Here is a 22,211-nt window from a genome sequence, read left to right as displayed (position 1 = left end):
CCGGCTTGGTTCCGTGTTCCCAAATACGGCGTGCGCACGGCCTGAAGCAGGGCGAGGCGACTGATTCCAACAGGGTCTGCGGGGATGCGCGGCCCGGCTTCCTTGAATTCGCCACAGCGGTCGCATACTGTGAGCAGAGCAGAGCCTGGTTTTATCGCATTGTCGTTTCAGACATGGTTCGCCCGGAGAGCAGCATCCAGCACATCCCGGATCATCCGTGACGAGGTGGCTAACCGCCAAAGCGAGGAGGCGATAATGAATCGTCCGAAAGGTGTTGTATTGCTGGTTGCGATTGCGATCGCAACAAATGCGTGGGCACAGGCTGCGGCACCGGCCGATCAAGGAGCCGCTCAGCCAGCCCATAGCGACGAGATTGTAAAGATGCGAATGGAAGTCGCGGCGGCCAACAAGAAGTATGACCAGAAAGTCGCGGCGGCCAGGAAAGTATTCGATCACAAAAAAGCGGAAGCCGCCAAAGAGCGCGATGCGGCGATCGCAGCAGCACATCACGGTGCAAGTGCGCAATGACCACTTGACGCCGAAAGCGATCTGCAAGTGGATGCTTCCAGAACTGGGACGGCCCGGCTAGCGTGTGCCACCGGGCTGCGGAACAAGCGCGGTATGGCCAGCGTTGGCGGTGCTAGACATGCGTGAGCGTTTCAGCAGGCTTATCATTGCATTCGCGTTATGCGCAGGCGGGTGCGCGGTCCCTCAATCGCCGCCGGACAGCGCCACACACGCCGCGGCTTCGACACCAGCGCCGCCGGCAAGCGCTGCTCAAACCGTAGCTCAGCCGCCAGCGGCAACCGGTGCGCAATCGTTCGCGATGGATCCGGCTTCGCTGGACAGGCTCGTCGGTCCGATCGCACTGTATCCGGATGATCTCGTCTCGATCATTCTTCCGGCATCGACTTATCCGGTCGAAGTCGTGCAGGCCGACCGCTTTCTCGATCGCAGAAAGACGGAGAAGGATTTGCCGGTCAACGAAGCGTGGCAGGACCCGATCAAGGCGCTGCTGAACTACCCCGAAGTCTTGAAGAAGATGAGCTCCGATCTCGACTGGACAGTCGCGCTCGGCGAAGCGGTGGTTTCGGATCAAAGCGCTGTCCTGCAGGCCGTCCAGCGTTTCCGGCGACAGACGCAGTCGGCGGGCAATCTGAAGACGGACGACAAGCAGACCGTCGTTGTCGAGAAGGAAGTCATCAAGATCGTGCCGTCGAATCCGGAAGTCATTTACGTGCCGCAGTACAACCCGACGACGGTCGTCGTCGCCAGCCCGACGCCGGTCTATACGTACTGGCCGGCGCCTTATCCGGTCTACTACTATCCGTACGCACCGGGCGCGGCCTTCGCCACGGGCCTCATCTGGGGCGCGGCGATCACGGCGGCGTGGAATGGCGGGCACTATGTGTCGCACTACGAGGGCGGCAACAACACGATCAACATCAACCGCGAAGGCAACGTCAACCGCGCCGAGGTCAAGAACGAGCTGAGCAACCGCGCGGCGAACCGATCGGCGAACGGAACATCCGCCTCTCAGCGCTCGACGCAATGGCGCTCGGAAAAGAAGCCGGGCCAAGTGTCGGGGGCCAGCACGCGCGCGGCATCGCAACGCGTCGGCGATGCGCCGTCACGCGCCAGCGCCGGCAATCTCGGCGCGGGCGGCGCACGCGCACCGTCCGCCGCGCAGACGCCGCGCGGGCAGGGCGCGGGCGACTTTCAGGGACGCGGCGGCGACGCGTTCAGCGGCTACGGGTCGGCTCAGGGCGCGCGGGCGGACAGCGCGCGCGGCGCGGCGAGCCGGCAGTCGACGCCGGGCGGCCAAGGCGGGCGCAATTTCCAGGGTGGCGGCTTTTCGGGCGGCGGGCGCGGTGGATTCGGCGGAGGCGGCCGCGTAGGCCGTCGATAGGAGACGTGTCATGAACATATCGTCTCGTTGGCTGATTGCAGGCTTGATCATCGCGATGCTCGTCGTTTCGCCGCGCGTTTTCGCCGTCAATCAGCAGCAGACCTTCGCCACGCCGGACGAGGCCGTCAGCGCGCTGGAACGGGCGCTCAAGTCAAACGACGACGACGCGCTCATCGCGATCTTCGGCAAGGCGCACAAGGATCTCGTCGTGACGCCGGACGAAGCCGAGAACCGCGAGTTGCGCGCCAATGCGCTTGCCGAGTTCAAGGCGTATCACATGCTGGAGGAAACATCGCCGGACCGGCGCGTCCTGCGTATCGGCGACGAAGCGTGGCCCATGCCGATTCCGCTCGTGCGTGAGCAGGGCGCGTGGCGTTTCGCGACGGAAGAGGGTGAGCAGGAAGTGCTGGACAGGCGCATCGGCGCGAACGAACGCGAGGCCATCAAGGTGATGCGCGCGTATATCGATGCACAACGCGAATACGCGACGCGCGATCGCATGAGCGATGGCGTGCTGCAGTACGCCCGCAAGCTCGGCAGCACCACGGGCAAGCGCGACGGGCTCTATTGGCCGGCGGACGAATCGAAGGGCGAAGAGCCGAGCCCGTTCGGTCCGCTGATCGCGGCGAGCGCGAATTACTTCAAGGATCGGAACCCGGGCGACCCTTATCACGGATATTGCTTTCGCATTCTCACGCGACAGGGAAAGCACGCGCCGGGCGGCGCTTTCAACTACATCATCAACGGGCGGATGCTGGCGGGTTTCGCGCTGGCTGCCTACCCTGCACAGTATGGCGCCAGCGGGGTGATGACTTTCATTGTCAACAACAACGGCGTCGTGTATCAAAAGAATCGGGGAGCATCGGCAAAGCCGCTGACCGAGTTCGATCCTGACGCATCCTGGACCCGCTTGCAGGAGCCTTGATCGTCGAACTTGGTGGCGATCCCTCAAAGAAGAATGGGTACGCTGATCAAAAGAAACACGGCGATGAAGACGACGCCGAAGATCGCCCCCAGCCTCCAGTAATCCGCGGCCGGCAGATAGCCACTGCCGAAATAGACCGGGCTCGGCCCGGTGCCATAGGGCGTGAGAATGCCCATGAGGCCGAGCGTCAGAGCCAGCATCAGCGCGAACGCCTCCATCGGCATGCCGGGAATGGTCGAGCCCACCGTCAGCATGACCGGGAGCATCGCCGTCGTATGGGCGGTGACGCTCGCGAACATGTAGTGCGTGAAAAAGAAGATCAGTATCAGGACCACCGCCGCCATGATCGGCGTGACACCGCTCATGTGCGCCGCCATCATGGACGCGAACCATTTCACGAAGCCGGTTCTGCTCAACCCGTCGGCCAACGCCACCAGCGTCGCGAACCACGTGAACGTGTTCCACGCCTGCTTGTTTGCGAGCATGTCGTCCCATGTCACGACCCTGGTGACCAGCATGAGCGCGATCACCATGAGTGCCGCAGTCGTGGGATTGACGAACTTCTCGCCGAAGATCCACAGTCCGAGCGCAACGAGCACCAGTACGCCAAGCGTCAGCTCGCGCCGCGAGAGCGGCCCCATCTCTTTCAACTGCTGCGCGGCCCACGCGGGCACTTCGCTGCCCTGCTTGACTTCGGGCGGATAGATCACGTAGGTGAGCAGCGGCACCGCTAGCAGCAGGATGATGCCCGCCGGCGCGATCGCCAGGAACCATCGCGTCCAGCCCAGATCGACGTGAACGGTCTTTCTGATGAGTTCGGCAGCCAGCAGGTTGGGGGCGAGCGCGGTCAGAAACATCGAGCTCGTCACACAGGTCGTGGCGATGGCCGTCCACATGATGTAGGAGCCAACCCGGCGCGCCGAGGGATCGTTCGGCTTCGAGTCATATAGAGGCGGCAGATTGCGGATCACGGGGAAGATGGTCCCGCCGCTGCGCGCCGTGTTGGAGGGCGTAAATGGCGCGAGCAGCGTGTCCGCGACCATCACCGCATAGCCGAGTGTGAGTGTCTTGCGGCCCATCGCCCTCACGAGCATGAGCGCGATGCGGCGGCCGAGGCCTGTCTTCTCGTAACCGAGCGCGAACATGAAGGCGCCGAAGATCAGCCACACCGTGCCGTTCGAGAACCCGGAGAGCGCCCAGCTCAGGCTTGCAGTCGCCACATTGAAACCCGGTTTCGCGAGCTGCTCCGGGCTGAAGAATACCCACTCGCAGAATACCGACACGAGCGTCACGGCAATAAGACCGATGGCCGCGCCCGGAATGGGCTCGAGCATCAGACCGACGATCACGCCCGCAAAGATCGCGAAGTAATACCAGGCGTGCTGGGCCAGTCCCTCGGGGGCGGGAATGATCGCGATGACGACCACCACGATGAGAGGTGCAAGGGCCTTCCAGAACGTCTTCATGCGTCCTCCGCTTGGAAATAATCACCCGTGTGCTAAGGTTTATATGTCGATTTTTCCGAGTTCGCCAGTGCGGGGGCAGTGCCGCACAAGAACCGAGTGCGAGACGATGGTTTGCCTGAGCATTGAAGGGCGCGAGGTCGAAGCCCCCGCGAACTGCTCGATCCTGCAGGCCATCGTGCATGCGGGGCAGACGCTCGTCGAGGGCGTCGGCTGCATGGGCCAGGGCGTATGCGGCTCATGCCGCGTGATGGTCCGGCGAAGCGGCCAGCAAGAAGTGACGACCGCGCTCGCCTGCGAGACCCTGATCGAAGAAGACATGCAGGTGGCTTTCCTCGACTATTTCGCCATTGCGTCACGCCATGTGTATCGCATGGAAGATTTCGGCGACAGCTGGCAGACGCTGCGCGCAATCTCCGAAGTGTTTCCGGAGGCATCTCATTGCCGTCACTGCAGCGGTTGCGATCGCGCGTGTCCGAAGCATCTCGACGTCCAGCGCGGCGTGAATCTCGCCGTGGAGGGCAAGCTGGCCGCATCCGGCCAGGTGTTCGACGAATGCGTCATGTGCAATCTCTGCACGCTCGCCTGTCCAGAGCATATTCAACCCAATCATCTCGGCCTATTCGTGCGTCGGATGATATCGGCGCTGTCGTTGCGGCCGGCCGACCTCATGCTGCGCTTGCGGCAGATCGAGAGCGGGGCGATGAAGATCGATTTCGACGCGCCGGGCGCGCAGCCGCCGCGCTGACAGGACCGATCGATCATGGCCGCCGGCATACCTTACGAAGACGCACGCAAGCGCTATCGTCCCGGTGCGACGCCGGCGGCACGCAAGGACGACACGTCCATCGATGCGCTTCTCAAGGCCTATCACCCAGACCATGGCGTCCATGCACGGGTGCAACTGAGCGTCGGGGTGAATCGCGGAGAGCCGTGTCAGCCGGATCTCGCCGGCTATCTTCAAGCCAATGCGCTGATCGACGATGTCGACCTCGCCGGCGCGCAGCTCACATCCACCGATGTGCTGGTAGTGGGCGGCGGCGGTGGTGGATGTGCAGCCGCGCTCACCGCTGCGAAACAGGGCGCACGCGTGATTCTCGCGACCAAGCTGCGTCTTGGCGACAGCAATACGGTCATGGCCGAAGGCGGAATCCAGGCGGCCATCGGCGAAGACGACAGTCCCCAATTGCACTTCGAGGACACGTTGCGCGCCGGGCACTTCTGCGGCGAGCGCGAACTCGTTGCGCAGATGGTGATGGACGGCCCCGATGTGATTCGTTGGCTGATCAGGCTGGGCATGACGTTCGACCAGGAAGAGGATCGGCCTATCGGCGGTAACCTGCTGCGCAAGAAACCCGGCGGCGCGTCGGCGGCGCGCATTCTTTCCTATCGCGATTACACCGGGCTGGAGATGATGCGCGTGCTGCGCGAGGCGGTGGAGCTCGATCCGGGCATCGAGGTGTGGAACCGCTGCCCCGTGGTCGAGCTGCTGTCCGACGAGCGCGGGCGTTGCGCCGGAGCGGTGATCTACAACCTTGAATGGCGCACCTTCTCGCTGGTGCGCGCACATGCCGTGATTCTCGCCACCGGCGGCGCGGGACGGCTGCATCTCAACGCCTTTCCGACGTCCAATCACTTCGGCGCCACCGCCGACGGCCTCGTGCTGGCCTATCGCCTGGGCGCGCATCTGCGCGAGCTCGACTCGTTCCAGTATCACCCCACCGGCATCGCGTATCCGCGACATCTCGCGGGCGGGCTCATCTCGGAAGCAGCGCGGTCCGCGGGCGCGAAGCTCATCAACGGCGAAGGTGAGCGCTTCGTCGATGAGCTCCAGCCGCGCGACGTCGTGGCTTCGGCGATCCTGCGCGAATGCGAGGAAGGGCGCGGAATAGTACGCGACGGTCAGGTCGGCGTGTTCCTCGATACGCCGACGCTCGAACGGGAGAACCCCGGCATTCTGGAAAAGCGTCTGGTGACGCTGCGTCATCTTGCGCACAAGTGCGGTCACAATGCAGCCGAGGAGCCGTTCCTCGTCTATCCCACGTTGCATTACCAGAACGGCGGCGTCGCCATCGACAAGGACGGTGCGACGAGCGTGCCCGGCCTCTATTGCGTCGGCGAGGTCACGGGCGGCATACACGGGCGCAACCGGCTGATGGGCAACGCGCTGCTCGACATCCTGAGCATGGGGCGCCGCGCCGGGGCCAGGTCGGCGCAATTGCCCGGACGCTTCGAGGCGAGCCGCGCCGGAATCGGTCACGTCCACGCGTGGCAGCGCGAGCTGACCCTGGCCGGATTGCCCTTGCATGTGAAAGCACCGCAGCTCTTTCCCGGCTACGCCCACTTCGATCTGCGAGCCGACGCCGGCCTGCGCACGAATGCGCGCGGGGGCGTGCCCGAAGGCATCCGGTGATGCGATCCACGGAGCGCGAAGATGGACAAGCTGAATCAGGTTCTTCTGAGGGCCGATTTCCGCGTCGGCGCAGACCTCGATGCATGGCTCGCGCGTGAGGGCGGCGCGGGGCTCGCCAGGGCTTTGGAGAATCCCGAAGCGATCATTGCGGAGATCGCGGAAGCGGACTTGCGCGGGATGGGCGGCGCCGGGTTTGCGACGCATCGCAAATGGACGCCGGTCGCCGCCGCGCCCTTCGGCGACAAATACATCATCTGCAACGGCAACGAAGACGAGCCCGGCACCTTCAAGGATCGCTTTCTTCTGGAGCACACGCCGCATCAGGTGATCGAGGGCGCGCTCATCGCCGCGCTGGCGACGCGCGCGAACCACGTCGTTCTGTACGTCAACCCGCATCAGCAACTGGCTCTCGCGGCGACTCGCCAGGCGGTGCAGCAATGGCAGGCACACACACTCTTTGCCGCGATCGAGCAAACAGTCGGCGGCACTGTCTCGCTTGGCGTCGTACCGAGTTCGGGTCTTTACATCGGCGGAGAGGAAACCGCCGTGATCGCGAGCGTGCAGGGCGGCTTTCCGTTTCCGCGCCGCAAGCCGCCATTCCCGGCTGAAGAGGGCGTGCATGGCGCGCCGACCGTCGTGAACAACGCCGAAACGCTTGCTCACGTGCCGGGGATTCTGCGCCACGGTGCGCAATGGTATCGGGATCTCGGCGTTGGAGACGCGGCCGGAACCAAGCTCTACTCGCTCTCGGGCGATGTCCTGCATCCGGGTCTCTACGAACTGCCGATGGGCACGAGTCTCGAATCGCTCGTCTTCGAGCATGGCGGCGGCATGTTGCAGGGCAAGCAGTTCAAGGCGGTCTTCACGGGCGGTCCCTCGAATACCTTGCTGACGAAGCGCGATCTCGACGTCCCGCTGGACTTCGACTCGGTGCGGCAGCGCCATTCGCGTCTCGGGACAGGCGCGATGATCGTCGTGTCGGAAGGCAGCAGCATCGTGCGCAAGGTCGCCGAGTACGTGAGTTTCTTCGCTCAGGGTTCATGCGGCCAGTGTCCGCCGTGCAAGGGCGGCACCTTTCAGTTGATGCAGCTTCTCAACCGGATCGATACGGGCCGCGGCGTGCGCGCCGACATGGACGCCCTGGAGAATCTGTGCCGCATTCTGCCTGGCAGCGGACGCTGCGGTCTCATCGACGGTGCGGTGACGGTGGTGGAGAGCTCCGTCAACCAGTTCCGCGACGAGTACGAGGCGCTGTTGATGACATAGACCCAATTTTCCATCGGCCGCGCGATACACGGACCGGTTTCCGGGGGCAGACAACATGCCGTACTTGCAACTCGATGTGAACGGCCACGACTCGGCGGAGCAGAAAAAGCGGCTCGCCGCGAAGATGGGCGAGACCTACGCCAGCATGATGTCTGTCGATATCAGGAGAATCAGCGTGGCCATACGGGAGCTCGGCGCCGGCGGCGTATGGCGCATCGCAGAGCCCGACGGGGAGCCGTTGCCCGTGTCCGTGATGATGCTTGACATCAGGAAAGGACGGCCGCCTGAATTGCGCATGGCGTTGGCGAAAGCGCTTTGTGCGCTTTGCGTCGAGATTCTCGGTCTGCGAGAAGATCGGCTCAATGTCGAGTTCACCCAGCACTCGGGAGACGAGATGTATCACCCGTCGCTCGGAGGCTTCAGCCCCGAATGGCAGCCAGGCGAGCGGTAAGTAATCGGAAGCAGGTAGTCGACGCGATTTCGGCGCGTGCCCCGGATTGCAGACAGATTGGTGTCAATGTCCAGAATGCGCTTGATTGCGAATTGAATGCAGCGCGACGGCTGCACGTCGGACTTCAAGGGGTGCGGAAAGCGACCTTTTTAGCGGCGAATCGAAAAACCGTTGCCTATGATTAGCATGAACAGTCAACGCGCGCATGGTTGCTCCGATGGCCCACCATGCGCTCGCGCGACTGCATGGCTGAAGCCGGCTGCGCGGCGGTCAACGATTATTTCGCCGCTGAGCGGAAATGAGGGGGAGTGGTCATGACGATATGGATTGCACGACTGCTGAGCACCGTCCTCGTCTTCGCCTTTTTGGCGGGCTGTAAGAAACAACAGAGTCAGGAACCGCCTGACAAGGGAGCCTCGGCGGCGACGCCGGCATCCGTTGCTTCTCCGGCGGTGCCCGCGGCATTGCCGCCGCTCCCCGCATCGGCCGCGGCGCCCGAGTCAGCGTCGGCCGCCCAGCCGCAGGCTCCGGCCCAGGTCCCGCAATATCCGCCCGAGGAACTCGAAGCGCTGGTCGCGCCGATCGCGCTCTATCCCGATTCGCTGCTGTCGCAGGTGCTGATGGCATCGACCTATCCGCTCGAAGTCGTGCACGCGGCGCGCTGGGTCAAGGAGCACCGTGACGTGAAAGGCGATGCCGCTGTAAAGGCAGTGCAGGACCAGCCGTGGGATGTAAGCGTCAAGTCTCTGGTCGCGTTTCCGCAAGTGCTCCAGCCGATGAACGACAAACTCGACTGGACGCAAAGACTTGGAGACGCGTTCCTCGCCCAGCCGAAGGACGTGCTCGCGGCGGTTCAGCGGCTGAGGGTCCGCGCGCAACAGGCAGGAAACCTGAACTCGAATCCGCAGCAGAAGGTGATCGTCGAAGCGCCTCCCGCTGGTGGCCAGGGCAACCAGCCGGCTCAGGGCGGACAAGCGGTTCAGGCGCCTCAGACCATCGTGCGCATCGAACCGGCCGACCCGCAGGTCATCTATGTTCCGTCCTACAACCCGACTGTCGTCTATGGCGGCTGGAGCGCGCCGGCTTATCCACCGACCTACTGGCCACCATATCCGGCGTACTACCCCGGAGCCGCCCTCGCGAGCGGATTTGCGTGGGGTCTGGGGATCGCTGCGGCTGGAGCGATCTTCGGCGGGTGTAACTGGAACAGTGGCGACGTGAACATCAACGTCAACAAGGCCACCAACATCGACCGCAACTTCAATCGCGCCAACGTGAAAGGTGGGACGTGGCAGCACGACGCGCGGCATCGGCAGGGCGTGGCCTACCGCGATAACGCGACGCGCGACAAGTATTCGCGCGGAGTGCAGGGCGCCGATGCGCGGCGCGAATATCGTGGCCGCACCGGCGGCGCGGGCGAGCGTGCCAACGCGGCCAATCGGGCGGCGGCGGGCAACCCGTCGGCAGCCAACCGCGCGGCGCGCGCGAACAACGCGAATGTAGGCAACCGGGCCGGAGCTGGCAATCGCGCCGCTACGGCCGACCGGGGGGCGGCGGCGGGCAATCGCGCTCAGACGGCGAATCGGAGTGGTGAAGCCGGCAATCGCGCGCAAGCGCCGAATCGAAATGCCGAAGCCGGGAATCGCGCTCAGACGGCGAATCGGAATGCGGAAGCCGGCAATCGCGCACAGACGGCGAATCGCGCACAAGCGGCCAATCGTGGCGCTGGACCGAGCGCCCAACCCGCCTACGGAGGCGGCGGCTATTCGGGCGGCGGCCGTGATACCGCGTTCCAGGGTGTCGGCGGCGGGGGCGCGGCGCAGCGCGACTTCAGCCGTGGGCAGGCGAGCGTCCAGTCATCGAACTTCGGCCGCGCGGGCGGTGGCGGCGGTGGCGCTCGAGGTGGTGGCGGGGGTGCTCGTGGCGGCGGCCGGCGCTAAGGAGAACGACGATGAACCGATTTTCCCGTGTCGATGTTGCGCTGGCGAGTTTCCGGGCTGTGATGACTATCGTGCTCGCGCTCGTGCTTGGCCTCGCACCGCTTTCGGCCATGAGCGCCCAGTCCTTCTTTCAGTCGCCCGAAGCAGCGATGGACGCCTTCGGCGCGGCCGTCGCCAATAATGACGAGACCGAGCTGAAGGTCTTGCTCGGCGACGACTTCCGCGCGCTGATCCCGCCGGTCGGCGCGGAACTCCGCGACAAGTTCCTGGGCGAGTGGCAAGCGTCGCACACGATCCGTTCGACCGGCGGCGACCATGCCGAGATCACGGTGGGCAAGGACGGATGGACGCTTCCGATTCCGCTCTCGAAGACGGCGCAAGGCTGGCACTTCGACATGCACGCGGGGGCCGAGGAAATGCGTTTGCGCCGTATCGGGCGCAACGAGCTTGCCGTGATTCAGACGATGCTCGCGATCTACGATGCCCAGCGCGACTATGCCTCGACCTATCACGATGGCAGCAAGGTCTACGTCTATGCGGAAAGGTTCGCAAGCAGGCCGGGCAAGCATGACGGACTCTATTGGCCGAGTGGACCCGATGAGGTTCAAAGCCCGCTTGGCGCTGCGTTCAAGACCGCGGGTGCAAGCAATGCGACGGAGGCGGGCTATTACGGCTATCACTACAAGCTGCTGCGCGCTCAAGGACGCCATGCACCGGGCGGCGCATACGGTTATACGGTCAACGGGCGCCTTTTCGGCGGCTTCGCGGTGGTCGCGTGGCCAGCCCACTATGGCGATACGGGCATCAAGACTTTCATGGTGAGCCACGATGGTCAGGTCTACGAGCGTGACCTGGGCCCGGACAGCGCGAAGGAGGCGCAGGCGATGACCACGTTCGATCCAGGACCGGGGTGGGAAAAGGTCTCGCCTTGACTGCCAGCCTTCGCAATCGCCTTTGCCGCGCGCGGGGGGCCATACGTCGATACGGACTCGACGTGCCGCACAGGAAATTTCACCTGCGTCAGTCGGCTGTCATTTTCCTGGCGTCGGCGGGGTTGCAGGAGTAATGCGCGGACTGTTTGAAGTATCCCGTTAAGAGCCCTACGTTGCTACAAACGAAGCGATGTCCCCGCGTCTTGAGTAGCACTTTCGCGCCTCGCAGAGCAGCGGAAACTTCGATGCGTTAAGCAAAAACTTCCTTCCAAGTGTTTTTTCGACCCGGTCTTCTGATGCGCGCGATTCAGCGCTACGCCCCGAAGAGTTGCACGACGATATTCGCGGTGTATCATCCGTCGAATCACCACGCCGACCGACCATGCCCGAAGATCTTACACATCGGATCGAGGCGCGAGAGGGCGCCACCGGCTTCCTCTTCGTTGCCGCGTATGCGGCGATTTCGCTGACGGCGATAGCCCTCGTCGGTCCTTATGGCTGGGACGACGGAGCCATCTCGGTCGCCTATGCGCGTTCACTGGGGCAGCACGGGATATTCGCGTTGACACCAGCTTCGGCGTCGGCCGAAGGAACGTCGAGTTTGCTCTTGACTGCGATCCTGGCCCTGGCGCAGTGGGTACTGCATTCAGGCTTTCTGGATGCGATCAGGGCGGCGCAGATACTTTCCTTCGTTGCGCTTAGCGCTACCCTGGTGCTCGTGTGGCGCGCACTTCAACCGTCCCTGCCGAGCCCGACGCATCGCGTCATTGTGGTGTCCTTGCTCGGTCTGCTGCCAACCTTCCAGGCCGAGATTGTCAATGGCATGGAAATGACGCTTTTTGCGTTGCTGCTTTTTGCGTTCGTGCTCTTCTGGCGCACGCGATCGACGCTCGCGTATGCGCTATTGCCGCTATTGCTGCTGACGCGCTTCGAGGCGGTGTTCTACGTGGGCTTCGCGCTTGGCTGGATGATCGTGTGGCACCGGCAGGACAGGCCGCATGCCATTCGCATGTTCGTCTGGCTCATGTTTTGTTTGGTTTTACTGACGATCTGGAGATATTGGGTCTTCGGCGCGCTATTGCCGAATACGATTCTGGCCAAGCTTCAGATTCCCTACAGTAGAAAGGGCTGGGCCGGCGTGGTGGAAAAGCTCCGCGGGCTGAAGGATTTCCTCTTCGTGAACGCTGCGTTGCTGGCTGGCATGTACCTGAGCCGGAAGGGCGATCAGGCGCGCCGTCTGGATCCGATGCCTGTACTTCTGATAGCCGCCTTTGGCGTATTCGCGCTCATATCGGGAAAAAACTGGGGCTATGTCGGGCGCATGTTCATTGCGGTGCTGCCCGTTTTCGTCCTTTCACTCGCAGAACGCTTTGCGAATATGCGTCGGCCGCGTGTATTTCAGGGGCTTTTGCTGTGCCTTTCTGCAAGCTTCCTGTTCAACGTCGCGGTGCTGCGCGAAAACGTCGACACGGTCATCGTCGGTGCGGCGATGCGCGGCGCGCTCCCCGCTGCACTGGATGCCACGGGCGCCACGGCCCGAAAAAGAGTGTGGCCCGATTTCCCCGGAGACTGGCGGGGTATCACGCCTCAGAACTACGCGATGACAGGTGCTTCGGTTGATCGCCTGCGCGAGCGTCTGGGGCAACCGACGCTCAAGTTCATGACGCCGGACGTCGGCGGTACCGCATTGTGCTGCGAACGTCTGGACATCCTGGACTCGGGACTGTTGACCAACCCGACGCTGGCGCGTCGCGGGTATGCAGGGTTCGCGGACTATCTGAGGAAGGAACGCCCGGAGGTCATCGAGACGCATGACTTCTGGAGCAGCGACAGCGGCATATACTCGGTCGCGGAGTTCAAGACGGACTACCTGCCCGCAGTGTACGACGGGACGCTTTTTTGGTTGCGTCATGACGTCCTGGAGCGTTTGGTGGCTCGTGGCCTGGCGGCCGAGCCTGTTCGCCCGGAGAGGCTGCTCGATATCCGTTATCTGAAAGACGGTCCGGACGTTTCGTACCTGATGCGATTTCCCGCCGTAACCGTGCTCGGTCGATGAGGAAAGTCGGTCGTGAAGGGATCTGTCGCGCCGGTTGACGTCGCGTGAGGTAGAGTTTCCAGAGTTTGCGCGTCGATCTTTCGATCTTCAACCGGCATTCACTTGATGAAAACTACCCAACTGAATCGGGCGGCCGCCGTAACGTGCGCCGCCTGCGTGGCGCTTTTGCTGGCCGGATGTGCTTCCCCTTCGATGGATTCGCAGCATTCGTCGCACGATTCGCAAGTGCAAGGGGCGGCCAAGACGTCGCTCGATGCCGCTATCGCCGGACCGCAGCGCAGCGATAAGGCGCGTGCGCGCGACGTTTATCGCCATCCTGGAGAGACGTTGCAGTTTTTCGACGTCGGCCCGTCGCAAGCGGTGCTGGAGATCGCGCCGGGTGGCGGATGGTACACGGACATACTCGCGCCCTACCTGCACGACGCGGGACTTCTCTGCGAGGCGCAGTATCTGAGCACGTCCGCCGATCTCGCCGCCGAGGACAACGAGACCGACGCCGCTTATCGGCGCAAGCTTGCAGACGCGCCGGCGACTTATGGAAAGGTTGTCGTCGGCACGTTGCACGCGGGCCGGTTCATCGGCTTTGACGCAAACAACCGCTTCGACCGCGTATTGACGTTTCGGAATATCCATAACTGGATCAAGGACGGACAAATCGATGCGAACCTGCGTGCGTTCTACGGCGCGCTGAAGCCCGGGGGCGAACTTGGCGTCGAGGAGCATCGAGCGCGGCCGGGGACGACTCTGCAGCAAATGATCGATTCAGGCTATGTGACCGAGGCGTTCGTCATCGAGCATGCGCAAGCGGCCGGCTTCAGGTTCGTCGGCCGCAGCGAGATCAATGCAAATCCGAAGGATACGACGGACCATCCACACGGCGTGTGGTCGCTCCCGCCGACATACGAGGGCGGCGACGTCGATCGGTCACGTTATGCCGCAATCGGAGAATCGGATCGCATGACGCTCAAGTTCCTCAAGCCCTAGAGGCCATGCATTCTCCGGGCTGCGTGAGTGCCAACGCACTTCACTGCGCGAGCCGGTCATCGGCCGGTTTGTCGCTGATCCGCCCCAGCGCGGCATTTATTTCCAGAAGGGCCGACCCTAATCCCGCGGCAAGTACGTCGTCTCTAAGGCGATGAAGTCGAGCGCGGGTCTTGATGACGTCGATGCCCCGCGCCGCGTCGGCAACGAGCCGCGCGCGTCGAACGAGAAGAGATGCCCATGGCAGGGGCTCGGCCTGCATGAACGCTTCGAGCGCCCGGGCATGATGGAGTACGTCATCCCATTCGGCGCATTCGATGGTGGCCTCCATCGCATGGATGTGAAAGCGTAGAACCGACTGAGCGAGGCAAGGCTGCGTAAGCAGTGCCGCGCCTCGGCTCAAGGCCTCGGCCCGTGCCTGAGCGTTCGGTGCAGCGCGGGCCAGCATCGCGAATATCGCGGCGCCGGCGTATCCAAGGCCGGTATCTTGTGCGATCTGTAATGCCGCATGGATCTGGCGCGCGGCATCCTCACGAGAGCCCGCTCTCAGGTGAACCTCGGCCAGCGCCAGAAGGAACGTCGATTCGAAGCGGCGGGCGCCGACCTGCCGGGCCAACGACAGACCTTCGAGACAAACCGGCTCGGCTTCATCGAATCGTCCGGCGTCGACGAGAATCGTCGCAACGCTTGAAAATGCAAACACTTGCGCAGGCACGAGCCCCGTGCGCCGCGCGTCGACCACGGCCCGCTGCACCTCCTTCACGGCTTCGTCAAGCCTGGCCGAGTACTGCAGGCAATATCCGACCATGCATCGGTTTGGAATCTCCATGGCGATCCATTGCCGCGCTTCACACAGCCCGACGCAGCGTTCGAAAGACTGCAGCGACTCGATCAAATGCCCCTGTTCGAGTTGCGCATCTCCGAGGCCGCTTAACGCCCGGACTTCACACTCAGGGCTACCAGCCCGCCGTGCAAAGCTGAGCGCATGACGGTGCTCCATCGCGCAGGCGGGCACGTCGCCGCGCGCGAAGTAGATGCCGCCTCGTAGATAGTGGATTTTGGATCGCTCGAGGTCCAGACTCAGCGCTTCGGCAAGCGATCCCGCATGCGCGAGCGCATTGAGCGCTTCTTCGATGTCGCCGGTCACGCGATATCCGGCGGCGATTTCCAATAGAGCGCGGCAGCGTTGCTCGTCTGTTGCCGCGAGATCGAGTGCCGAACGGCCCACGGCTAACGAATCGGGCAATCGGCCGGACTCGCGCAGCAATTCGCCGTGGAGAAGTGCCAGCTCGCAAGACACCGATGGGTCGCGAGCAAGGGCCGCGCCGCGTTGAGCGAGGGCGACCGCCGCTTCAGGATGAAAATGCTGCATGCCGTCTCTGGCGGCCAGCAAATAGGCATACGCGGCGTCTGGGTCTCCTGCTCGATCCAGGTGTTCCGCACGCAGGACCGGGTCCGCATCACCGATGCGTAGCGCCACCTGCCGGTGCAGCGAGCGCTTCCTGCTGTTGAGCATCGTGCCATAAATGGTTTCATGCACCAGCGCGTGTGTGAACTCGAGTTCGCCGCCATCGGCCCGAATCAGCTCGGACTGCAAGAGCGCTTGGCTATGATCCGTCGCATCGCCCGTGATCGCGCGCAAATCGGCCGACAAGAAGTGCCTTCCGATGACGGACGCGGCTTGGAGAGCCATCCGCTGGCCGGATGTGAGCCGGTCCATTTGCTCGAGAACAAGGCTCTGGACCGTGGGTGGAACGGCTTTCATGTCGTTTCCGCGCGATGCGCGCAGCAAGTGTTCCAGAAACAGCGGATTCCCCTCGGCGCGCTTCGCGCACTGCTGCAAAACATCGTTCCCTTGCGAAGATCGGTCGCGTGCCAGCATGCACGATTCTTCGTAGCTCAATGGACCCAGTTCGATCTGCAATGAAGGGCAGCTCCGAAGCGACTTGCACCAGGCGTCGTTCGACGGTCTGCCTTCGCTGCGCGAGGTCATGGCAAGCACGATCGGCGAACGCGCGGCGGTTTGCGCGATAGCGATCAGTTGTCGAAGTAGTGACACCGGCGCCCAATGGATGTCTTCGATGGTGATCAGCACCGGGTTCCTGCCAGCGGCTCGCTCGAACGTCCTTGCTAATGCCTCATCGGAGCGCTCGCTTCGAGCGTTGCCAGTCATCGATTCCAGGAGCGCCTTGTCGCCTTTCGGAAGATCCAGTTCCAGCAAAGCGGCGATGAACAGCGCGTCCTCTTTCAGCACCATCTCGCGGTCGACGGCGCTCTTGAGCGCCGCTCTGAGGGTCGTTTCATCATCGGACAATGAAACGGCCAGTAGAGATGCGAGCGTTGCCGGCACGGCAGCTCTTCGGCGTGAGGCCCCGAAGTCGAATACCTGTCCGTACGGCACCGCAAATCCGCTTGATCGGGCGCGCTGCCGGACCTCGGCCATCAATCTCGACTTGCCGATTCCGGCGCGGCCGCGTATCAGTACTACCGCGCCGCTTCCCACAAGCCGGGCACGCTCCAGTACGCCGGATATCTGTTCCAACTCCGTCTGTCGGCCTACGAAGGACGAGTGCGAGATTAAAACGCTGCGCAGACTTAGCACGCGCCACGCTGTGATTGGAACCGGGAAGCCCTTGAGGGAATGTTCTCCGCAATCCTCGGCGTCCACGAGTGTCGAGACCGAGCGATACAGTCCTTCCGAGATCAAGGTGTCGCCCGGCTTGGCCTGCACCTGGAGACGAGCAGCGAGGTTGACGATCTCGCCGGTGACGGAGCATTTTGACTGGCCGCCGCTACCCATCCTGGTCACCACGACTTCGCCTCGGGCAATGCCTATGTGAAGTCTGAGTGGCCGACCCTCGCAATCCGCCATGCCCGACGCCTTTTCATGCATCTCGATTGAGGTGCGAACGGCCCGCTCGGGGTCGTTTCCGTGGGCGACGGGCGCGCCGAAAACCGCCATCACGGCGTCGCCCATCCGGTTCAGCACCTGGCCGCCGTGGCGCGCTACGACCGATTCCATCGCCGCGTAGAAGCGGCCGAGCATTGCCTGTACTTCTTCTGCATCACTTCTTGCGCACAGCGTCGTGAAGTCGGAGATATCCGCGAACAACGCCGTTGCTTCGCGGCGCTCCTCGGCCAATTCGACGTCGGCACCGGACGCCATCCCGCATGCGGCGCAGATGGAATCTGAAGGACTGAGCGGAGCTCCGCACGCGCGGCACGCGAGGTGCAAGGGTGATCCACATTCCTCGCAAAACTTCGCAGATTGCGCACATTCGTGCGCACAGTGCAGACACTTCATGAGACGCTCCGCATCAACCGCACGAACATCGGCCGCTCGAGCGAGTGCCGGCGTGGCAATTGGCTTGAGCACCGCTACGAGAAGTTAGCAGTCGCATGCTCGTCGGGCCTGAAATGGCAACATTGCGCGCGGTCGGAGGCGAGGTCAACACGATCGGCATGCGAATGTCTTTGGCCGACGCGTAGCCGTTGTTCATTAGGCAACTACTGGAGTTGCGCGGACGGTGCGCGGCTCTGCTTACCCGACGAAGATGCGTGGCGGCTGCCACGCTGCGCTGTGGATCGGACAATCAGCTTGAGACGGGCGAGAGTGCCGAGGCTGCCTGACCATGGAGCCACCGCCGTAGCGTCTCGACCGCTTCAGGATGAAGCAGCTTGCGCGGCGTGACAATGTAAAAGCCGGTCCCTGCCGACATTTCTCCATCGCCCACGCGTTTTAGACGGCCCGCGGCGATATCCCGCGAAACGAAGGCCGGATGCGCGAGCGCGAAGCCTTGTCCTTCCATCGTGGCATCGCCGACGAGCGCCGGCTGATTGAAACGGATATTCTTTCGATGCGACGCGCTTGCGGCCCGGCCACGCGTGCCAGAAATTGCGGCCACATCGAGCGCGTCGTGAAGCAGCGCGACCTTGTCGGGAAACCGTGGGATGAGCCATTTGGCGGCAAAGGTTGCCGTCACACTGATCGCGATCTTCAGCGGCTGGGGGCGGCGCGGCCATCGATGCGCCTGCGCAACGCTACATTCCGACGGACGAGGCAGGTGGGTCGCTCGACGGCTACGAGCACTTCAGCGTGGTGACGGTATCGGTTCAGACGATCGACTGGCTCGCTCTGTCGCGGCGCGGACATGAGTTCGCGGTGTTTCGCAGAGAAGATGGGCTGAGGCACGCCCAATGGGTCGCGCCCTGATCGCGTTCAGAGTCTTCTCGCAATGATCGTCTGCAAGACACAATATGTCATGAAGGCCGCTGGACGAAAATCCTTACTCAGTGCGACGGAGGGCTAATGAAGATTATTTTGATCGGGGCCAACGGAACGATCGGCGCGGCGATCGAAGCCCGCTTCAGCGGACGACACGAGTTAATACGTGCAAATCGCACTGCCGGAGACGTGCGAGTCGATATTGCGGACCCGCATTCAATCAGGCAGCTCTATCGAACGGTCGGAACGTTCGACGCGTTGATTTGCGCAGCCGGTCAGGTCCAGTACGAAGCGTTCGAGAAGCTCACGATCGAGCATCACGCCATCGGCATCCGGAGCAAACTGATGGGTCAGGTTGCCCTCGTGACCGAAGGTCTTCAGTTCGTGAATGACGCAGGCAGCTTCACTCTCACGAGTGGGCTGACCAACGAAGATCCCATTCGTCAGGGCGCGTCATCGGCTTTGGTGAACGGCGCGCTGGAAGGGTACGTTCGTGGAGCGGCGATCGAGATGCCGCGCGGCATACGAATAAACGTAGTGAGCCCGACCCTGATCGAAGAATCGGTTCCCGTATTCGGCCCGTATTTCCCGGGCGTCAAACCTGTGCCAGCATCCGAGGTGGCGCTCGCATATGTGAAAAGTGTCGAGGGAGCGCAGACTGGACGGGTTTTGAGAGTGGGGTGGTCGCGAGAGCAGTGACGCTTCCCGCTGCGGCGGCGATACCGGGGCTTTGGCAGCAACCGAGAGCCCCGGAGAACCGTCCGAACGTACGGCTACAGGAATTGTTCTTTGAGCGAACTGACGGCCAGGTTCTCTTTTAAAGACGGATTTGTTCTATCGTGAGGATGTGCGGGTCCCGTTAAATGGAGGTTGAGCTAAAGCCGGAACGATTCGACAAAAGCCGGCTAGAAAAAACCGCTGACGACGCGACGACTGAGAGGTGCGTGCACGATGAGGTCCGTAGACTATGTATGTGCGTCGAGCAGCAGGAAAATCGATGGCACGCTCGACGACAAGACCGCGTGGTTCGAATTCCGTCAGGTTGCTTATCTATTCGGCATGAATGCACAACAGGCAACCAAGTTCCTCCGGCAAGCGGACACGACCGGCGACATTGACGCGACCAAAGACGTCAGGTCGTCCGACCACGGCGTATGCCTGTTGAGTCACAGGGCAGTCGTCGCGGTTGGATACCAAGTCAACTACGGTCGAGCAACCGCCTTCCGTCGCTGGTGCGCCTCGGGTCTGAGTGTCCAGTTCTGTTGATGCCCGCACAAGAGCGGTTCGCTGAAGGCCTGGGGCAGGAATCCGAGTGAATAGAGTGAGACACTCGTGCAATGCGTCGATCCGGTGGAGTAACGCCGGCGCGAGTATTCTGCCCGGCGTATTCCCATCCGATCAGCCGTTGTGCTGTTACGGCGCGGCCCGTGCTACTACTGCCGCTCCTTCAATTCGGTGAGAGATCATCGATCACTGAACCGGCCAACTCGCGCGGCGGCTGAGTCCGCGCCGATCGGCTGTGGTTAGAAGGCATATTCCGCGTCATAGCTACAGCCGCGCTCTGGCAGAGCGTGGACGCTTGCCAGGCGCCGATTCGACCATTGCCGCGACAAGCAAACATTGGTTTCCCTGCCTGCCATTGAAGAGACGGACTCCGCGCCCCGCGGCCGATGCCGACGTTCCGAAGCATGGAAAAGGCGCGGAGCCGCCCGCTCGGGGGCTTATCCGGCTCGCTTCTGAAGACCCCAGCCTATCAACGCGAGAACCGCGGAAGATCCGAGAGTCAGGACCACTTCCAGACTATGGTCCGGGGCCTTCACCATGACAACGAACGCGCCCACGATCAAAAGGATCGCGATCATCGAGAGATACGGGTGGCCCCACATTCGCACCTTGAGAGAACCCTCGCGCACCAGGCGAGCCCTGAGGCGAAGCTGGCTGACTGCGATGATGAAGTAGACCAGCAGCGCGATGGCTCCCGTCGTGGCCAGAAGCGTGTCGAACACATACTTGGGCGCAATGTAGTTCGCGGCACATCCGGCAAAGGCGACCAACGTAGAGGCCAGTACCGCATTGGCAGGCACGCCCGATCGGGTGGTCGACGTCATCATCGACGGAGCCTGACCGCGTGTGCCCAGTGAAAACAGCATGCGCGATGCCGTGTAGAGCGCGCTGTTGAGGCAGCTTGCGACGGCCACGAGGATGAGCGAGTCGATGATCAGCTTCGCATGCGGCACATGAAAGACCTCGAGCACAGCCTGATAGGAACCGACGCTGATCAGGGCGGGATCGTTCCAGGGGACGACTGAGATGATGATCGCAATCGAGCCGATGTAGAACAGCGAGATTCGCCAGACTACCGACGTAATGGCATGAGCGATTTCCTTGGCGGGGTTCGCGGACTCCGCGGCGGCTATCGTGACCACCTCCGTGCCGAGAAAGGTGAACATGGTCGTAAGCAAGGCGCCGACGACCGGTGCGAATCCGCGAGGCAGAAACCCGTCGTGTCCCATAATGGTCGCGAGCGGATGAAGTTGCACGTTCGGCAAACCGCCGGCGAGGGCGACGACTCCGAGAATCACGAAGGCGGTAATTGCCACCACCTTGACGAGCGCGAACCAAAATTCGAGCTCGCCGTAGTTCTTCACGCTGAAGAGGTTGGTGGCCGTAAGAAGCACGGTCACCAGCACGCAGTACTGCCAGACTGCGAGCTGAGGGAACCAGCTATTCAGAATGCTGGCGGCCGCGGTCGCTTCAAGCGGAACCAGCAGAACCCAGAACCACCAGTACATCCATCCGATGGTGAAGCCGGCCCAAGGTCCGATGGCCTTCGAGGCATAGGTCGAGAAGGACCCCGAATCCGGCATGGCGCACGCCATCTCGCCCAGCATGCGCATCACGAGGACGACGAGAACGCTCGCGAAAACATAGGCCAGAATGGCCCCCGGCCCTGCCTCTGCGATCGCATGGCCGGAGCCTACGAACAGTCCGGCGCCGATACTGCCACCGATGGACAGCATGACAACATGTCGTTGTCGAAGGCCGTGTCCTAGGTTCGTTCCACGTTCAGAACTATCGATAGAACCGCTGGATTCATGCGGTTTTGCTGCTACCCTCGCTGAATTGGTGCGCGCACCGCTTCCGGGTGTAGGTGTCATAGCCCTGTCTCCATTGTTGCTTCGATTTCTTTAGCCGTCTTTCGCGGTTCCCTCTCGATCGATGCGCACATGACGACGCAGAGTCGTTCTTCTTCTATATGGCGGTCTCAGTTGGAACGCACAGCGTGACGGCCCTCGACGCGTGAATCGAGCGTATCGACGACAGAACACGGTCACAAGCGAATTTATCGACTGGTGCAGTCCAGCGCGGAATAAATTTCTTGTGTGTTCCATAGCCGTTGCCGAAGCCTTCCGCAACCGCGAACCTCTCGGGCGCTGGCGGGCTTGTTCAGCCACATTGGCGAAAACATCCTAGTCCGGACGCGCCGCGCAGCGTCATCATCTAGAAATTCCTGCGTCATCGCGACGCTTACTTGTACTTACGCGCCCAACAGCGTGCCTCCCTCGCGACGTCGACTCGGTGAGGCGTAGTGGTTTTGAATAATGGGTCGGCGACGCGAGCTTATCGGTTTGGGCTTCACTACTTGATGA

At 62.6% G+C, this 22,211-nt stretch carries 16 protein-coding genes and 1 pseudogene; 12 read left to right on the top strand and 5 right to left on the bottom strand.

Annotated features, from left to right (window positions below; all coding sequences use genetic code 11):
* Positions 1-255: 255 nt before the first annotated feature.
* From AWB79_RS26305 to AWB79_RS26295, 3 genes are all read left to right on the top strand, one after another.
* Entirely contained in the window at positions 256-528 is a 273-nt protein-coding gene (locus AWB79_RS26305) for a hypothetical protein (protein ID WP_061170472.1), read from the top strand.
* Between the two features lie 298 nt (positions 529-826).
* Positions 827-1,909: a DUF3300 domain-containing protein gene (locus AWB79_RS26300; RefSeq protein ID WP_061170378.1), complete on the top strand. Its 1,083-nt coding sequence runs from the start codon at positions 827-829 to the stop codon at positions 1,907-1,909.
* Between the two features lie 10 nt (positions 1,910-1,919).
* Positions 1,920-2,834, top strand: a complete 915-nt coding sequence (locus AWB79_RS26295) for a DUF2950 domain-containing protein (RefSeq protein ID WP_061170377.1) — start codon at positions 1,920-1,922, stop codon at positions 2,832-2,834.
* 23 nt (positions 2,835-2,857) lie between these two features.
* On the opposite strand, the gene AWB79_RS26290 is transcribed toward AWB79_RS26295, so the two are convergent.
* Positions 2,858-4,300, bottom strand: a complete 1,443-nt coding sequence (locus AWB79_RS26290; protein ID WP_061170376.1) for an anion permease — start codon at positions 4,298-4,300, stop codon at positions 2,858-2,860.
* Positions 4,301-4,406: 106 nt separating this feature from the next.
* Here AWB79_RS26290 and AWB79_RS26285 point away from each other — a divergent pair, with 106 nt between their 5' ends.
* From AWB79_RS26285 to AWB79_RS26250, 8 genes are all read left to right on the top strand, one after another.
* Positions 4,407-5,045, top strand: a complete 639-nt coding sequence (locus AWB79_RS26285; protein ID WP_061170375.1) for a 4Fe-4S dicluster domain-containing protein — start codon at positions 4,407-4,409, stop codon at positions 5,043-5,045.
* Positions 5,046-5,060: 15 nt separating this feature from the next.
* The gene (locus AWB79_RS26280; protein ID WP_061170374.1) at positions 5,061-6,710 is read left to right on the top strand and encodes an FAD-binding protein; all 1,650 of its coding nucleotides are present in this window, start codon (positions 5,061-5,063) and stop codon (positions 6,708-6,710) included.
* 21 nt (positions 6,711-6,731) lie between these two features.
* The gene (locus tag AWB79_RS26275) at positions 6,732-7,976 is read left to right on the top strand and encodes a complex I 51 kDa subunit family protein (protein WP_061170373.1); all 1,245 of its coding nucleotides are present in this window, start codon (positions 6,732-6,734) and stop codon (positions 7,974-7,976) included.
* A gap of 55 nt (positions 7,977-8,031) precedes the next feature.
* Positions 8,032-8,427 (top strand): tautomerase family protein, encoded by a 396-nt coding sequence (locus AWB79_RS26270; protein WP_061170372.1) that lies wholly within the window; start codon positions 8,032-8,034, stop codon positions 8,425-8,427.
* A gap of 314 nt (positions 8,428-8,741) precedes the next feature.
* Positions 8,742-10,367, top strand: coding sequence for a DUF3300 domain-containing protein (locus AWB79_RS26265; RefSeq protein WP_082862473.1), 1,626 nt, complete (start codon positions 8,742-8,744; stop codon positions 10,365-10,367).
* 11 nt (positions 10,368-10,378) lie between these two features.
* Positions 10,379-11,299: a DUF2950 domain-containing protein gene (locus AWB79_RS26260; RefSeq protein ID WP_061170371.1), complete on the top strand. Its 921-nt coding sequence runs from the start codon at positions 10,379-10,381 to the stop codon at positions 11,297-11,299.
* Positions 11,300-11,681: 382 nt separating this feature from the next.
* Positions 11,682-13,355, top strand: a complete 1,674-nt coding sequence (locus AWB79_RS26255) for a hypothetical protein (protein WP_061170370.1) — start codon at positions 11,682-11,684, stop codon at positions 13,353-13,355.
* 105 nt (positions 13,356-13,460) lie between these two features.
* Entirely contained in the window at positions 13,461-14,339 is an 879-nt protein-coding gene (locus tag AWB79_RS26250; protein ID WP_061170369.1) for a class I SAM-dependent methyltransferase, read from the top strand.
* A gap of 40 nt (positions 14,340-14,379) precedes the next feature.
* On the opposite strand, the gene AWB79_RS26245 is transcribed toward AWB79_RS26250, so the two are convergent.
* From AWB79_RS26245 to AWB79_RS26240, 3 genes and pseudogenes are all read right to left on the bottom strand, one after another.
* Positions 14,380-17,502 (bottom strand): adenylate/guanylate cyclase domain-containing protein, encoded by a 3,123-nt coding sequence (locus AWB79_RS26245; RefSeq protein WP_061170368.1) that lies wholly within the window; start codon positions 17,500-17,502, stop codon positions 14,380-14,382.
* Between the two features lie 12 nt (positions 17,503-17,514).
* Positions 17,515-17,640 (bottom strand): annotated as a pseudogene (locus AWB79_RS41075) (double zinc ribbon domain-containing protein); the annotation flags it as partial.
* Positions 17,641-17,929: 289 nt separating this feature from the next.
* Entirely contained in the window at positions 17,930-18,319 is a 390-nt protein-coding gene (locus tag AWB79_RS26240) for a LysR substrate-binding domain-containing protein (protein ID WP_061170367.1), read from the bottom strand.
* A 326-nt stretch (positions 18,320-18,645) separates the two neighbouring features.
* Here AWB79_RS26240 and AWB79_RS26235 point away from each other — a divergent pair, with 326 nt between their 5' ends.
* Positions 18,646-19,260, top strand: a complete 615-nt coding sequence (locus AWB79_RS26235) for a short chain dehydrogenase (protein WP_061170366.1) — start codon at positions 18,646-18,648, stop codon at positions 19,258-19,260.
* A 1,022-nt stretch (positions 19,261-20,282) separates the two neighbouring features.
* Here AWB79_RS26235 and AWB79_RS26225 read toward each other — a convergent pair.
* Positions 20,283-21,581 carry an amino acid permease gene (locus AWB79_RS26225; RefSeq protein WP_061170364.1) on the bottom strand — a complete coding sequence of 433 codons (1,299 nt, stop codon included), beginning with the start codon at positions 21,579-21,581 and terminating at the stop codon, positions 20,283-20,285.
* Positions 21,582-22,211 lie beyond the last annotated feature (630 nt).

The sequence above is a fragment of the Caballeronia hypogeia genome (assembly GCF_001544875.2).
In the GTDB taxonomy this organism is placed as follows: Bacteria; Pseudomonadota; Gammaproteobacteria; order Burkholderiales; family Burkholderiaceae; genus Caballeronia; species Caballeronia hypogeia.
Note: the sequence above shows the minus strand (reverse complement) of the source record. Positions and strands in the feature narration are given on the sequence as shown.